The organism is Paucibacter sp. PLA-PC-4, assembly GCF_026241155.1.
In the GTDB taxonomy this organism is placed as follows: Bacteria; Pseudomonadota; Gammaproteobacteria; order Burkholderiales; family Burkholderiaceae_C; genus Roseateles_E.
In genome coordinates this window covers 1-13,785 of record NZ_JAPFGP010000029.1, presented here as the reverse complement: position 1 = coordinate 13,785, position 13,785 = coordinate 1, and the positions used below count along the sequence as shown (strand labels likewise).

At 64.5% G+C, this 13,785-nt stretch carries 13 protein-coding genes and 1 pseudogene; 11 read left to right on the top strand and 3 right to left on the bottom strand.

The features are described 5' to 3' along the window. Positions 1-40: 40 nt before the first annotated feature. Entirely contained in the window at positions 41-256 is a 216-nt protein-coding gene (hemP, locus tag OOZ63_RS27110) for a hemin uptake protein HemP (RefSeq protein WP_266008798.1), read from the bottom strand. A 180-nt stretch (positions 257-436) separates the two neighbouring features. Here hemP and bfr point away from each other — a divergent pair, with 180 nt between their 5' ends. Then, on the top strand, positions 437-907 hold the full coding sequence (gene bfr / locus OOZ63_RS27105; protein WP_137942997.1) for a bacterioferritin: 471 nt from the start codon (positions 437-439) through the stop codon (positions 905-907). Between the two features lie 128 nt (positions 908-1,035). Further along, positions 1,036-1,269 carry a (2Fe-2S)-binding protein gene (locus OOZ63_RS27100; protein ID WP_266008797.1) on the top strand — a complete coding sequence of 78 codons (234 nt, stop codon included), beginning with the start codon at positions 1,036-1,038 and terminating at the stop codon, positions 1,267-1,269. A gap of 24 nt (positions 1,270-1,293) precedes the next feature. Here the strand turns inward: OOZ63_RS27100 and OOZ63_RS27095 are convergent, their stop codons facing one another. Further along, entirely contained in the window at positions 1,294-2,205 is a 912-nt protein-coding gene (locus OOZ63_RS27095; protein WP_266008796.1) for a LysR family transcriptional regulator, read from the bottom strand. Positions 2,206-2,303: 98 nt separating this feature from the next. Here OOZ63_RS27095 and OOZ63_RS27090 point away from each other — a divergent pair, with 98 nt between their 5' ends. Genes OOZ63_RS27090 through leuD form a run of 4 tightly spaced genes read left to right on the top strand, consistent with a single transcriptional unit; the run spans position 2,304 to position 6,211 of the window. Continuing rightward, entirely contained in the window at positions 2,304-3,275 is a 972-nt protein-coding gene (locus OOZ63_RS27090; protein WP_266008795.1) for a tripartite tricarboxylate transporter substrate binding protein, read from the top strand. A gap of 7 nt (positions 3,276-3,282) precedes the next feature. After that, positions 3,283-4,179 carry an alpha/beta fold hydrolase gene (locus OOZ63_RS27085; protein WP_266008794.1) on the top strand — a complete coding sequence of 299 codons (897 nt, stop codon included), beginning with the start codon at positions 3,283-3,285 and terminating at the stop codon, positions 4,177-4,179. A 3-nt stretch (positions 4,180-4,182) separates the two neighbouring features. After that, on the top strand, positions 4,183-5,586 hold the full coding sequence (leuC, locus tag OOZ63_RS27080) for a 3-isopropylmalate dehydratase large subunit (RefSeq protein WP_266008793.1): 1,404 nt from the start codon (positions 4,183-4,185) through the stop codon (positions 5,584-5,586). Further along, positions 5,579-6,211 carry a 3-isopropylmalate dehydratase small subunit gene (gene leuD / locus OOZ63_RS27075; RefSeq protein WP_266008792.1) on the top strand — a complete coding sequence of 211 codons (633 nt, stop codon included), beginning with the start codon at positions 5,579-5,581 and terminating at the stop codon, positions 6,209-6,211. Before leuC ends, leuD begins: the two co-directional genes overlap by 8 nt. Positions 6,212-6,223: 12 nt before the next feature. Here the strand turns inward: leuD and OOZ63_RS27070 are convergent, their stop codons facing one another. Further along, a complete protein-coding gene (locus OOZ63_RS27070) occupies positions 6,224-6,577 on the bottom strand; it encodes a hypothetical protein (protein ID WP_266008791.1) in 354 nt (117 codons plus the stop codon). A 582-nt stretch (positions 6,578-7,159) separates the two neighbouring features. On the opposite strand from OOZ63_RS27070, the gene OOZ63_RS27065 reads away from it, so the two are divergent. The 5 genes and pseudogenes from OOZ63_RS27065 to OOZ63_RS27045 form a co-directional block, all read left to right on the top strand. Continuing rightward, on the top strand, positions 7,160-8,284 hold the full coding sequence (locus OOZ63_RS27065; RefSeq protein WP_266008790.1) for a tyrosine-type recombinase/integrase: 1,125 nt from the start codon (positions 7,160-7,162) through the stop codon (positions 8,282-8,284). After that, entirely contained in the window at positions 8,281-9,282 is a 1,002-nt protein-coding gene (locus tag OOZ63_RS27060; protein WP_266008789.1) for a tyrosine-type recombinase/integrase, read from the top strand. The genes OOZ63_RS27065 and OOZ63_RS27060 overlap by 4 nt, the downstream gene beginning before the upstream one ends. Continuing rightward, the gene (locus tag OOZ63_RS27055) at positions 9,275-10,294 is read left to right on the top strand and encodes a tyrosine-type recombinase/integrase (RefSeq protein ID WP_266008788.1); all 1,020 of its coding nucleotides are present in this window, start codon (positions 9,275-9,277) and stop codon (positions 10,292-10,294) included. The genes OOZ63_RS27060 and OOZ63_RS27055 overlap by 8 nt, the downstream gene beginning before the upstream one ends. Positions 10,295-10,805: 511 nt before the next feature. Further along, positions 10,806-12,167, top strand: a complete 1,362-nt coding sequence (locus OOZ63_RS27050) for a HipA domain-containing protein (RefSeq protein WP_266008787.1) — start codon at positions 10,806-10,808, stop codon at positions 12,165-12,167. Between the two features lie 1,315 nt (positions 12,168-13,482). Further along, positions 13,483-13,659, top strand: a pseudogene (locus OOZ63_RS27045) (IS110 family transposase); the annotation flags it as partial. Between the last annotated feature and the right edge of the window lie 126 nt (positions 13,660-13,785).

Here is a 13,785-nt window from a genome sequence, read left to right as displayed (position 1 = left end):
GGGTCCTCGTGGCCTGCGGGCGCAGCCGCAGCCCTGTTGCTTACTTGGTCAGGATCAGCTTGCCCAGCGAGGTCAAGCGCAGGCGATAGAGCTGGCCGCCATGCTCGATCTCGACCTCGCGCTCATTGCCCAGCAAGGCCTGGCTGCTCAGCCGTCGCCGGTCCGGCACGCCGGCCGCAGCCATGGAGGGCAGAACCGGCAGGCCGGGCTCGTGCGCCACAGCGGGGCGCGGCAGGGTTTGGATGGATGGGTTCATGCATCGCATCTTAAATGCGAACCATTCGCAATAGCAATAGGAATGATGGTGTCGTACTGCAAATAGTCAAATTGCGCCTGAGAACGCTTCGTATGCAGAGCGTGAACTCACGGGTTTGCGCTGCGGCCTTGGTCGCCAGCAAGCACAATGCTCGCCAGATTCAATAAGAGGAGAAATGCCATGAAAGGCGATGCCAAGGTTCTGGACTACCTGAATGCCCAGCTGAAGAATGAGCTGACCGCGATCAACCAGTATTTTTTGCATGCCCGCATGCTCAAGAGCTGGGGCTACGAGCGCCTGGCCAAGCATGAGTACGAGGAGTCGATCGAAGAGATGAAGCATGCCGATCGCCTGATCGATCGCATTCTGACGATCGAGGGACTGCCCAATCTGCAGGACCTGGGCAAGCTCTTCATCGGTGAGACCGCCGTCGAGACCCTGCACTGCGATCTGAAGATCGAGGTCGGCTCGCACGGCCTGCTCAAGGAAGCCATCGCCTATTGCGAGTCGGTGCGCGACTATGTGTCGCGTGAGCTGCTGGAGGACATCCTCAGCGACACCGAGGAACATATCGACCATCTGGAAACCCAGATCGAGCTGGTCGCCCAGGTCGGCGAGCAGAACTGGCTGCAGACCCAGATGACGTCCTGAGCGTTTGTGATCAATCCCGGCCATCGGCTGGGGTTATTGATGCGAACATGATTGAGAAGGGTTCGCATTTGCGCTAGAGTTCGGGGCAAGCCGGCGTGGTGCCGGTCCTGACCAGGCTTTAGCGCCCCATGATCGTCTGCCTCTGCCACCGAGTTTCCGACCGCGATATCCGCCGCAGCGTAGACGCAGGCATCCGCAACTTCGATGTCTTGCAAGACGAGACCCGTGTGGCCTCGGCCTGCGGCTGCTGTCATGACTGCGCCCGCGAGGTGTTCGACGCGGCTCTGGCCAAGAGCGGCTGCCCGGGGCTGTGTCATATCGAGCAAGCCCAGACCCAGCCGGTGATGCTGGTTCGCGGCTGAGACTGGCGCCCAGCAAAGCGCGAGCTACCAGCCGCCGCCCTCGCAGCGGTGGGGCGCAAAACGCAGCAGCAAAAAATCCACCAGCGCCCGCGTCTTGGCCGACAGATGGCTGCGGGTCGGGAATACCGCATAGATATCGGCCGAGGGCAGCGACCAGTCGGCCAGCACCGGCAGCAGCGCGCCTTGGCGCAACAGCTCGGCCACATCCCACTGCGAGCGCAGCAAGATGCCATGGCCGTCCAGGGCCCAGGCCAGCGTTGATTCGCCGTCATTGCTGCTCAGCGGGCCACGCACCTTGATCGTCTCTTGGCGCGCGCCCTGGCTCATATGCCAGGTGCCGAAGGTCTCGTCGCTCTCGCGCAGAAAAATGCAGGCATGCCGGGACAGTTCTCGCGGCGTGGCGGGCGTGCCGGCACGCTGCAAATAGGCGGGGGCTGCGCACAGCAGACGGCGGTTGCGCGCCAGCAGCCGGGCCGTCAGCCGCGCATCGGGCAGCTCACCGAAGCGTATCTGCATATCGAACCCCTGCTCGACCAGATTGACCGGCCGATCGCTGAGGTGCAACTGCGCCTCGACCTCGGGAAACTCGCGAGCAAAGACCGACAGTGCCGGCGCGATATGGCGGCGGCCGAAGCCCAGCGTCGCGCTGATGCGCAGCAGGCCCATGGGGGCGGCGCGGCTGCCGGCGACCGTGCGCTCCAGCGCATCGAGCTCGGCGAGCACCCGGGCGCCGTCAACCAGATAGGTCTCGCCCTCGGGCGTCAAGCTGATGCGTCGCGTGGTCCGGTGCAGCAGGCGTACGCCCAGGCGCCGCTCGAGCGCGGCCAGGCGCTTGCTGACGGCCGGCGGCGTGATGCCCAAGTGCTGGGCTGCCGCCGCCAAGCTGCCGTGCCGCATCAGCAGCGAGAAGAAGGCGAGGTCGGAGAAACCATCCATTGGTGAATTTGACGACCTGAAGAATTGTCGAAACAGACATTATGTGACTTCGCTTCATGGATAGCATCAGGGCACAAGATCACATCTGGAGACCGCCGATGAACAAGCGCCATTTCAATCACACTGTGCTTGCCTTGCTAGGCCTGCTGACTCTAGGCGGCGCACAGGCGCAGAGCTATCCGGAGCGGGCGATCAAGCTGGTCGTGCCCTATGCGCCGGGCGGCAGTGCCGATATCGCCGCGCGTTTGATCGCCGATGAATGGGGCAAGCAGCTGGGCGGCAGCGTTTTCATCGAAAACAAGGGCGGTGCCGGCGGCAACCTGGGTGTCGACCAGGTCGCCAAGTCGGCGGCCGACGGCTACACGGTAGGCCTGCAGACCGTTTCGCTGGCGATCAACCCGGGGCTGACGGCCAGGATGCCTTACGACACCTTGAAGGACCTGGCCCCGATCGGCATGGTGGCGAGCTCCCAGCATGTGCTGGTGGTCAACCCCAAGCTGCCGGCCAAGGACATCAAGGAATTGCTGGCCGTGCTCAAAGCCCAGCCCGGCAAGCTGACCTACGGCTCGGCCGGCGCGGGCAGCACATTTCATATGTCGGCCGAGCTCTTCAAGGCGGTATCGGGCCTGCCCATCGTCCACATCCCCTACCGGGGCGGTGGTCCGGCATTGACCGACACGATGGCTGGCAGCGTCGACATGAGCTTTCCGGTGCTCTCGGCCGCACAGCAGCATGTGCAGGCCGGCAAGCTGCGCGCGCTGGGCGTAACCGGCGCCAAGCGCTCGGCCCTGATGCCCACCGTGCCGACCATCGCCGAGGCCGGGCTGCCGAACTACGCCTTTGAGACCTGGTTCATGGTGTTCGCGCCTGCGGGCACGCCCAAGCCGGTGCTCGACAAGCTCAACAGCACGCTGAACCAGGCGCTCAACAGCCCGGCGGTCCGCGAGCGCATGATCCGCGAAGGATTCGACCCACTGCCCGGCACGCAGGCCCAGGCGCGCTCGCGGCTGGAGAAGGAAATGCCGCAGTGGGCCAAGCTGATCAAGGAGCGCGGCATCACCGCGGATTGAGGTACCTATGTCCAATCCCCTGTTCCCGGGTTTCGAGTCCCGCCTGATCACCGTCGAGGACGGCGTGCAGATCCATGCCCGCTTGGGCGGCGAAGGTCCTGCGCTGCTGCTGCTGCACGGTCACCCGCAGACCCATGCGATCTGGCACAAGGCAGCGCCGGTCCTGGCCCAGCATTTCACGCTGGTGCTGGCCGATCTGCGGGGCTACGGCGATTCGTCAAAGCCCAGCGGTGCGGCCGACCACGCCAACTACAGCAAGCGGGTGATGGCCCGGGATATGCTGACCCTGATGCGCGCGCTGGGCCATGAGCGCTTCGCGGTGCTGGCCCACGACCGCGGCGCGCGCGTCGCGCACCGACTCGCGGCCGACCATGGCGAGCAGGTACAGCGCCTGGTGCTGCTGGACATCGCACCGACCCTGGCGATGTACGAACAGACCAATGAGGCTTTCGCCCGCGCCTACTGGCACTGGTTCTTTCTGATCCAGCCCGCACCGCTGCCCGAGCGCTTGATCACGGCCGATCCGGCCGCCTATTTGCGCGATGTGATGGGCAGTCGCAGCGCCGGCATGACGCCATTCGATCCGCGGGCGCTGGCCGAGTACACGCGCTGCCTGGGCCTGCCGGGCACGGCGCACGGCCTGTGCGAGGACTACCGCGCCGCCGCCGGCATTGATCTCGCGCATGACCGCACCGACCGTGATGCAGGCCGCCGGCTGAACATGCCGCTGCTGGCGCTTTGGGGTGCGCAGGGCGTGGTGCAGCGCTGCTTCCAGCCCTTGCAGGAGTGGCGCCGTGTCGCCGAGCACGTCGACGGCGAGGCCTTGCCCTGTGGCCACTACATCCCCGAGGAAGCACCCCACGCCCTGCTGGCGCGGGCGCTGCCCTTTTTGCTGGAGGCCTGAGCCGTGGCGAGCACCCTGTATCGCAAGCTGGTTGATTCGCACACCGTTGCCGTGCTGGACGCGCAGAACGTGCTGCTGTTCTGCGACTTGCACCTGATGAACGAATACACCAGCCCGCAGGCCTTTGCCGGCCTTCACGCGCAGCACCGCGAGGTGCTGGTGCCGGGGCAGAACGTCGCGGTGGTCAGCCACATCATCCCAACCCAGCCGGACAAGTTGCGCATCATCCGCGACCCGGCCTCGGCCTTGCAGGCCAGCAATCTGAAGCGCAACTGCGATCGCCATGCGATCCCGCTGTTCGACACCAACGATGCGCTGCAAGGCATCGAGCATGTGGTTGCGCCCGAACACGGCATGATCCGCCCCGGCATGGTGGTGATCTGCGGCGACAGTCACACGACCACCTATGGCGCGCTGGGCGCGCTGGGCTTTGGCATCGGCACCTCCGAAGTCGAGCATGTGCTGGCGACCCAGACCCTCGTGTACCGCCTGGCCGAGGACATGCGCATCCGCGTCGATGGTCGACTGCCGGCGGGAACGACCGCCAAGGATCTGATCCTCAAGATCATCGGCCGCATCGGTGCCCAGGGCGCGCGCGGCTATGTGGTGGAGTTCTGCGGCACGGCCATCACGGCACTGTCGGTCGAGGCGCGCTTGACCTTGTGCAATATGGCAGTGGAGGCCGGCGCGCGCGGCGCGCTGATTGCACCGGACGCGGTCGCGATCGACTATGTGCTGGCCCGAGCACCGGATATCTGGGGCGCGCAGTGCGACGCCGCGCTGGCGCATTGGCGTGGCCTGCACAGCGATGCCGATGCCGTGTTTGCCGTTGAACACTGTTTCGATGCCAGCGATGTGGTGCCGCATGTCAGCTGGGGCACCAGCCCCGATCAGGTGGTGGCGATCGATGCTCGTGTGCCGCATCCCGAGGGCGCGCAGCGGCGCAGCACGGAGCAGGCCTTGCGCTACACGCAACTGCAGGCCGGCGCTCCGATCGAGGGCACCGCGATCCAGCATGTCTTCATCGGCTCTTGCACCAATGCCCGCATCGAGGATCTGCGGGCGGTCGCCGCTGTCGTGCGCGGGCGCCGGGTGGCGCCGGGCGTGCGGGCTATGGTGGTGCCGGGCTCCGGCGCGGTGAAGGTCCAGGCCGAAGCCGAGGGCATTGCCGCGCTGCTGCAGACGGCTGGCTTCGAATGGCGCCAGCCGGGCTGCTCGATGTGTCTGGCGATGAACGACGATGTGCTGGCCGAGGGCGTTCGCTGCGCGTCCACCACCAACCGAAACTTCGAGGGCCGCCAGGGGCGCGGCGCCATCACCCATCTGATGAGCCCGGCAATGGCCGCGGCTGCGGCGGTCACCGGTGTCATCACCGATGTGCGCCGACTGGAGAGCCTGCATGCCTGAATCGACAACGATCAGCGGCCGCGCCGCAGCGCTGCGCATCGACAATCTGGACACCGACCAGATCATGCCCAAGCAATTTCTGCGCGGCATCGACAAGGCGGGCCTGGATTGCGGCCTGTTCTACGACCTGCGCTTTGACGCCCAGGGCCGGCCACGCCGAGACTTTGTGCTCAATCGCCCCGAGCATGCCGGCACGGCGATCTTGCTGGGTGGCGCCAACTTCGGCTGCGGCTCCAGCCGCGAGCATGCGGTCTGGGGGCTGCAGCAGTTCGGCATACGCGCGGTGATCGCGAGCAGCTTCGGCGAGATCTTCTATTCGAACGCGATGAACAACCGGCTGGCGCTGGTGGTGCTGGCCGAGACCGAAGTCAGCGCGCTGATGGCCGAGGCCGAAGCCGGCCAGGCGCTGAGCATCGATCTTGGCGCGATGCAGGTGCGCGGCGCGTCGGTCAATGCCGACTTCCAGCTCTCGTCCCGCCACCGTCGCATGTTCGTCGAGGGCCTGGACGTGATCGGGCTTTCGCTGAGCTATCGCGAGCAGATCGAAGCCTTTGCGCGCTCACATTGGGAGCGCCAGCCCTGGCTGCAGGATGTAGCGCGCAGGACACGCGAGCGCCTGGTCTAGCTGCGCGCGCCCTCAGGCCAAAGCCGGTAGAGGTGGCGGCCGCCAGTTGATCTGGCGGCCTGGGCGGGCCGCAAGCCGGCCGGCTCGAACAGTGCCGGCAGCCCGGTCCAAATCGAAGGTCGGCTCGGCTGTCGCCCCAGAGCCGTCGACCGGTTGGGCCTGCAGCACCGGCGCGCCGTGCCGCAAGGCATGCTCAGCCGCCGCCACGACCATCTGGCGGGCCAGGCCCTTGCGGCACTGGTCTGCGGCAACGAACAGGCAACTCATCGCCCAGGCGGGCAGGGCGTCGATCGGCTTGAGGCTGCGCGTGGTCTCGAAATATACGCAGTCGCTGCGCGACGCCGCCGAGCAACGAGCGACCGGCACGGCCGGCCCTGCCGGTCGCCTAGCGGGCCTACTGGGCGGCCCTGCCGGTCGCCCAGCGGATCCACCGGCTGTCCTGACTCCAACAAATAGTGTCCGTCGAGAGCGACGCTCGTAAGTTCTTGATGTGTCTGCATTAACGTTGAACTGGGAAGTCCGTCGGGAATACTGAAGTCAGGCCCCCCTCGAAAAATCTATGCAAACAGAGTTCGCCGAAGCAACATTGCCGGCCGATTCGGCCTGGATCCGTGCTAAGTGGACCTCCTCTCCAGTGCCCCTGAAGCCAGCATGAAGAGCGGCTTCGCAGCGTTATGCACAGTTCGCAGTTATGAACAGTTCTCGGACTTGATCCGGCTGCAAGCCGCGACCTCCCTGGGCGGGCTGCCGGGAGGGGGCCGTTGAACTGGACATAAGTTCGCGGCCGGCGCATGGATGGCGATCTCACAACTGGAGATCGCCATGGACTTGATCCGCTCTATGCACCCGTTGGCCAGGGCTTGGCTGCTCGACGGCCCGCTGTCCTCGTACGTCGAAGCGTTCCAGACCTTGCTGGAGCGAGGTCGGTACGCCGACGGCAGCTCGGCGGTGGCCTTGCGCGCCTGGTCGCACTTTGCCCACTGGATGACGAAGTGCCAGCTGTCGGCCGAGCAGATCGACGAAGCCCTCGTCGGGCAGTTCCTAGACTCGCATCTGCCACGCTGCGACTGCCATCCCGCGGCCCTGCGCACACGCAGCGACTTGAGCGCCAGTCTCGGGCATTTGCTGGCCTTGTTGCGGGAGCAGCATGTCATCGTGGAACTGCCAGGACCCAGCGGCCCCGTCGCGGACGAACTGCATCGCTACAACGTCCACATGCGCGACGCGCGAGGTCTGGCGATTGGCACCCGAGAGGGTCGGCTCGCGCGCATCAGCCAACTGCTGCAATGCAAGGTCGCCGGCAAGGCCATCGCCATCGGCGAGTTGCAGCCGGAAGACGTCCGCAGCTTCATCGCGAGCGAGCTCACGCGGGTCAGCAGCGCGTCGCATGCCAGCGCGGTCACGGCAGCGCTGCGCGCCTACTTCCGATACCGCGGGACCTGCGGTGACTCAGTGAATGCCCTGCTCGGCGCCATATCGTCGCCGGTGCGATGGAGCCAGGCATCGCTGCCGCGCGCCCTCACCACCGAGGAAGTCCAACGGCTCGAAGCGCATTGCGCTCAAGCGAAGCGGGCGCCGCTGCGCCTGCTGGCCATGGTGCGCCTGGCCTTGGATCTCGGACTGCGCGTAGGCGAGATCGCTAAGCTGGAGATCGGCGACTTCGACTGGCGAGCCGGCACGGTGACCCTGAAGCGAACGAAGTCCCAGCGTCAGGATGTCCTGCCGCTGCCAGCCCTCACCGGACAAGCGCTGGCGGAGTACATGAGGCGCGAACGACCAGCCACCACGTTGCCGTCGCTGTTCGTCCGTCGGTTGGCGCCACACGACAGACCCATCGGCGTCGACACAGTGAGCCAAGCAATCGGGCGTGCCCTGCGAGGTGCTGGAATCTCACGCAGTTGCCACTCGTTGCGCCACACGCTGGCCTGTCGTCTGGTTAACAGCGGCAGTTCGATCAAGGAGGTTGCCGATGTCCTTCGGCATCGATCGCTGGACACCTCGCTGATCTATGCCAAGCTCGACTTGCAACTGCTTGCCGAGGTTGCTCTGCCTTGGCCTGGGAGCGCATCATGAGCGCCGCGTCATCGGGGAGCATCGACCTCACCGCCAAGGTCGAGCAGTACCTAGCTGAACGCCGGCGCCTCGGGTTCAAGCCGTGTTCATCCGATCACGCCGTGCGCCACTTCGCCCGCTTCATGGCCTGCGAGGAACAGAGCGGCGCATCGACGGTGGACGTGATGGTTCGGTGGGCGCGCCAGGTGCAGCCCCGATACCTCGTGGACGGACAGGCCAATGTCGATACCGCTGCGCGCCGGCTGGCAACGCTGCGCCCCTTCATGCGCTGGATGCAGCAGTTCGATCCGTCCATCGAAGTGCCGGACGATTCCAGCTTCGGTCCGATCCCGCGCCGCGTGGCACCGCACATCTACAGTGAAGCCGAGATCGCTGCGCTGATCGTCGCGGCCCGCGGGCTCGGACCCTCGGATGGCCTTCGCGCAGCCACCTATGCCACGCTGTTCGGCCTGATCGCGTCGGCCGGACTTCGGGTCTCCGAAGCAATCGACCTGGCCGACACCGATGCGGATCTGGACGGCGGCGTGCTGACCATCCAGCAGACCAAGTTCGGCAAGTCCCGCATGGTGCCGCTGCACCCCAGCGTGATCGGTCCGCTGGCCGCCTACCGGGCCTTGCGCCGCCAGCACGTGCCCGCGAAGCCTCAGATGACCTTCTTCGTCGGCTCGCGAGGGGTGCACCGAGGTGAGCCGCTGGGAGATCGACAGGTGCATCGAGTGTTCTGCGAACTACGCGAGCAATTGGGCTGGATCGATCGCGGCGGCCATGGTCGACCGCGGGTGCATGACCTGCGCCACAGCTTCGCCGTGAGGCGGATGATCTTGTGGCATCAGCAGGGAGCGAACCTCGACCAACGAATGCTGGCCCTGTCCACGTATATGGGCCACATCAACATCTCCAGTACCTACTGGTACCTGAGCGGCGTGCCGGAGTTGATGGCGCTGGCCGGCGCTCGATTCGAACGCTTCGCCGACGTCGCGGAGAGCGACGATGAGTAGCCCCGACCACCGCAAGCCAGCCCCGCCGAGCTTCGCGACGCTGGTCCAGTCCTTCTTCGCCGAACATCTGACTCAGCAGCGCGCGTTGAGCCCGCAGACCGTTGCGGCCTACCGGGACGCGTTCGTGCTGTTCCTGGACTTCGCCCAGGCGCGACTGAACAAGACGCCAACGACGCTATCGCTCGCCGACCTGACGCCCGCGCTGATCCTGGACTTCCTCGATCATCTGGAACGAGATCGGCACAACACCGTCCGCAGCCGCAATGCGCGACTGGCCGCGCTGCGCTCATTCCTGAAGTTCGCGGCACGTCGGGACGTGACGGCGCTGCAGCTCATCGAGCATGCGCTGGGCGTGCCGATGAAGCGCTTCGAACGGCCGATGTTCGAGTTCCTGACACGGGAGGAGATGCTGGCCGTGATCGACGCGCCGGGAGCGGATTGGGTGAGCCAGCGGGACAAGCTGCTGCTGGCCCTGCTGTACAACACCGGCGCCCGCGTGTCGGAGGCGATCGGCGTGAAGGTGGGCGACGTTGTGCTGGCCCCGGCCGCCTGCGTGCATCTGCACGGCAAGGGGCGCAAGCAGCGGTCGGTGCCGCTCTGGCGATCGACGGTCAAGGTGATCCGCGCCTGGTTGAGATTGAACCCGGAACTGACTCCGACGTCGGCCCTGCTGCCCAACCGCGGCGGACAGGCGATGACGCGATCCAACGTGACGCAGCGCCTGGCCTTGGCCGTTAAGGCCGCGGCGCTCACGACGCCGAGCTTGGCCGGGAGAACGATCTCTCCACACTGCCTGAGGCACTCGACGGCCATGCATCTTCTGCAGTCGGGTGTGGACATCAGCGTGATCGCCCTATGGCTTGGGCACGAGAGTCCGGCGACGACGCACCAGTACGTTGAGGCCGACCTCGCCATGAAGGAGAAGGCGCTGGCCAGGCTTCAGGATCCCAACGTGGTCCCACGTCGGTTCCGGGCGGACGACGATCTGTTGAAGTTCCTCAAGACCCTGTGACTATGCGCAGCTCAAAACGCGCGACCGCCGCCCTCCTGCGAGGGCGGCGACGTCGCGCTGCCGGACCAACTGTGCATAACCGCGTGCTGTGCATAACGCTGCTTATGGAAAGCTCTCCATAAGCAGCGATTGCTGTCATCCGAGCCCGGAAGCCGGGTTCACGGTCCGCGACATGAAGCCGTCACCGGCACGCCTGTCGACTCAGCGGCGCCAACGACCCGTGTCGAAGGCGCTGCGGTCTTTCAACCTCGCATGCGATCTATCACCCCGTCAATCCGCTCTGAATGTCTGCTGCTCGCAGTGCCGAACTGGTGCTGTCGACCCTCTGCAGACATCCATCTCGCAGAACTGATTGCCGAAATGCGGCCGTTCAACGTCGAAGCTCAAGATTGGCATTTCCGCCTTTCGCAGAGTGGCTGATGCTTGTCTTCCGAAGAGCCCTGAGGATGACGTTGAAGCATTCATGTTTGTATTCATATAAAATTCTCTGAACTATTCACGAGAAAAGCATGTGAACGCCACCAACCGTCAATCGAACGCCGAACTCTCTCAGGAGATTGAGCGGCAGCTTCGTTACGGGATTCGTACGGCTGCGCAACTCATTTCCGCGCTCGGGATCAGTCAATCAACGCTCTCCCGAACTATTCAGGGTCTATCGCGCAAGGTGACGAACTTCCGTGTGACGGGGGTTCGTACGCCGATGTACGGCCTGCTGCGTCAGCTTCCGATGGGCCTGAGTGCACGCCAGCGAATCTACCGGCATATGCGCGAAGGCAACATTGAGCCGTTTGCCGACGTCGAGTTCCTTGCTGGCGGCGCCACTGTTGAGCGGATCGGCGACGTGACGCGCCTCTATGAAGGCTTGCCGCCATACATGCTCTTCGCAGCACCCTCAGGCTTCCTGGGGCGGCAGCTGGCACATGAGGCCGCGAGAAACCAGCCGTTCCCGACCAGCCTCAAGGACTGGAACGACGACCATCGGGTTGCTTACCTCTTCACGCAGGGCCTGAACCTGCCCGGCAACCTGATCTTCGGCGGTGCCCCCCTTGAAAGGGAGTTGGCCTTCTTGGCCGTCCATCCAACGCCGGCCGAGGACAAGATCGACGACTACGTTGGCATGGCCACCGCTTTGCGGGGTGCTGCCTATGGCTCCAGTGCAGGTGGTGAGCAGCCAAAGTTCCTCTGGCTGACGGAGGACACCGGGCACGTCATCGTCAAGTTCGCCAAGGTCGGCAGCCGCATGGCTGAGCTTTTGCCGCTTGAGCACCTAGCCCTGCGGTCTCTGGCCGAGGTCGGCGTTCCCGCGAGCAGCACTCAGTTGCTTGCAGGAGGCGACTATGTCTTCCTGGAAGTGAAGCGCTTCGACCGCATCGGCTTGAATGGCCGAGTCGGCATGCTTTCAGCCGGCTCCGTCGACGACGAGTTCTTCGGAATGAGGGATTCCTGGTCCGAGTTCGCAGCACGCTGCGAGCAAGAGCGCTACCTCACAGCCGAAGAAGCCAGGAACATTGATGTCATGGCCGCCTTCAGCGAGCTCATCGGCAACAACGACCGGCACTTCGAGAACATCTCGCTTCTCATCCGCGAGGATGGTGAATACCAAGGCGTCGCGCCGGCCTACGACATCCTCCCGATGCGCTACTCCTCGCTAGGCGGCGGGGTGGACCCGGACCTGACTCCCATCGAGCCGAAGGTCGGCGCCATCGGCGCCCAGCCCGAGGTATGGGCACGCGCGGCCGCGGCGGCTGAACGGTTCTGGATGGCTGCAATGCAAGAGGATCTGCCGGTCCCTCTGTCGCACGAGATGCGTCAGCTGGCTCACGAGAATCTGAGGGCCGCCAGGTCGTTTGTGGCGCCACTCCTTCCGCGCTGAAATGCACGGGGAGCTGCCTCCAGCTGCGAACCGCTTGCTTCCCGCTTCTTGCTGCTGCCGTTCGGCTGTGACTGGTTGTGGCCGGGTGCGGGTGCCCGCTCGGCCAACGTCATCGCCCGAGAGCAGTCGCTCAAAGATTGCGTCCTGAACGGCCGCTTCAGGGCGAGCAATTCCGAAAGCTGGCGGGCTCGACCAGGCTGGTTGCGGTCGGTCGGATTTAGTAGTCGTGGGGCTGCAATGTGCCCAAAGCGGAAATCGGCGTGGCTCGATTGGCAAGCCCGAGCTGCCACTGAACAAGTCGAAGCCGATTTCTGGCAGCCCAGCGTTGAAGTTGAGCGGCTGACCGAGGCTCGCCGAGGGCAGTCCGCTCGGAAGACCGGTTAGGCATCGCGCCTCTACGGAGAACCAATCGCGCCCCCAATAAGCGAAGAAACGAAGAGCAAAGCCCAGCTAGAAAAGTAGACGACTATGGATCCGCGCCACACCGTCGAAAATTGCCCAAACCGCGTGCGATTCGCAATTGAGTAGAGCATTGGCCATGACAAGACACAGAACACGAGCAGCGGCAGAGCTTGAGTTACTCCGAGGAATGGAATAAGCCAAACTGGTTGACCGTGCCCGGATCCCGCGAAAGCTGTGGCAAGAGCGCCGACAAAGCATGCGGCAATCACGACGACGCCTCCAATCAGGTAAGTCACAAGTTGACCAAAGGCGTTTTGTGAGACCGGCGGTTTGAGGGGTTGGCCCTCTGGTGTCTTCGGGGCCAGTCGAGCCGGAACGGGTTTCCAACTACTTCCGTCACCGAACCCGGCATTGCAGTTGAAGCAGCCCGAAACATACATGGAATCAAGCTTGGCGAGGCACCCTGGACAGACTGGCATTCCGACGCCTAACGTTCGCGCTCAGCGGGCGGAGAAGCCGTCCGCTGCAGCGAAGGGTTATGCCTCATTCGGCAGACGAATCTCAGCAAGCACCTCACCGGTGCTTGTTCGGATGTATTGAGCATGCAGAGGGCTCTCTGTGCAGGCGACTTGGATGGTTTCGTTAGACGGAAGCGTACTAAGCCGCTCAACCAAGCGTCTCGTTGCCGCTGCGACAGCTGGATGCGGATCCGTTACGCCGGTCTCAAGCATGGACAGGCGGAGAGACATGATGCTCAGCAACTCGGACGATGTCGTGCTCATAGAAAGCTCACTGAGGCATAACGAATGAAAGGGACTTCCCCGTCCCGAACTGGCCGCATTGCGGCAAACGGCAACCAAGTGCCACGATGGGAAGTGCGATCTCTCATCAACATATTCGGAAGGGGAAGTCCATGGCTATTCTGACCGTCGGTATTGATCTCGCCAAGAACGTGTTTGCCCTGCATGGGGTGAACGAGGCCGGCAAGGCCGAGCTCGTGCGGCCGGCCGTGCCGCGCGACAAGCTGCACGAGCTGGTCGCGGCGCTGCCGCCTTGCATCATAGGCATGGAGGCCTGCTCAGGTGCCCACGGCGCGCGTCAAGCTACCTGTCGCCTCATTCATGCAGCCAATGGCTGAGTATTTCGGGAACGCGAGGCCGCAGTGACGACCGATTCGCGCTCCGGGTTGAGCGTGACGGCCGTGACGTGCGACCAG

Coding starts and splice junctions, on each gene's coding strand:
- hemP (WP_266008798.1), bottom strand. CDS start 256: ATGAACCCATCCATCCAAACCCTGCCGCGCCCCGCTGTGGCGCACGAG.
- bfr (WP_137942997.1), top strand. CDS start 437: ATGAAAGGCGATGCCAAGGTTCTGGACTACCTGAATGCCCAGCTGAAG.
- OOZ63_RS27100 (WP_266008797.1), top strand. CDS start 1,036: ATGATCGTCTGCCTCTGCCACCGAGTTTCCGACCGCGATATCCGCCGC.
- OOZ63_RS27095 (WP_266008796.1), bottom strand. CDS start 2,205: ATGGATGGTTTCTCCGACCTCGCCTTCTTCTCGCTGCTGATGCGGCAC.
- OOZ63_RS27090 (WP_266008795.1), top strand. CDS start 2,304: ATGAACAAGCGCCATTTCAATCACACTGTGCTTGCCTTGCTAGGCCTG.
- OOZ63_RS27085 (WP_266008794.1), top strand. CDS start 3,283: ATGTCCAATCCCCTGTTCCCGGGTTTCGAGTCCCGCCTGATCACCGTC.
- leuD (WP_266008792.1), top strand. CDS start 5,579: ATGCCTGAATCGACAACGATCAGCGGCCGCGCCGCAGCGCTGCGCATC.
- OOZ63_RS27060 (WP_266008789.1), top strand. CDS start 8,281: ATGAGCGCCGCGTCATCGGGGAGCATCGACCTCACCGCCAAGGTCGAG.
- OOZ63_RS27055 (WP_266008788.1), top strand. CDS start 9,275: ATGAGTAGCCCCGACCACCGCAAGCCAGCCCCGCCGAGCTTCGCGACG.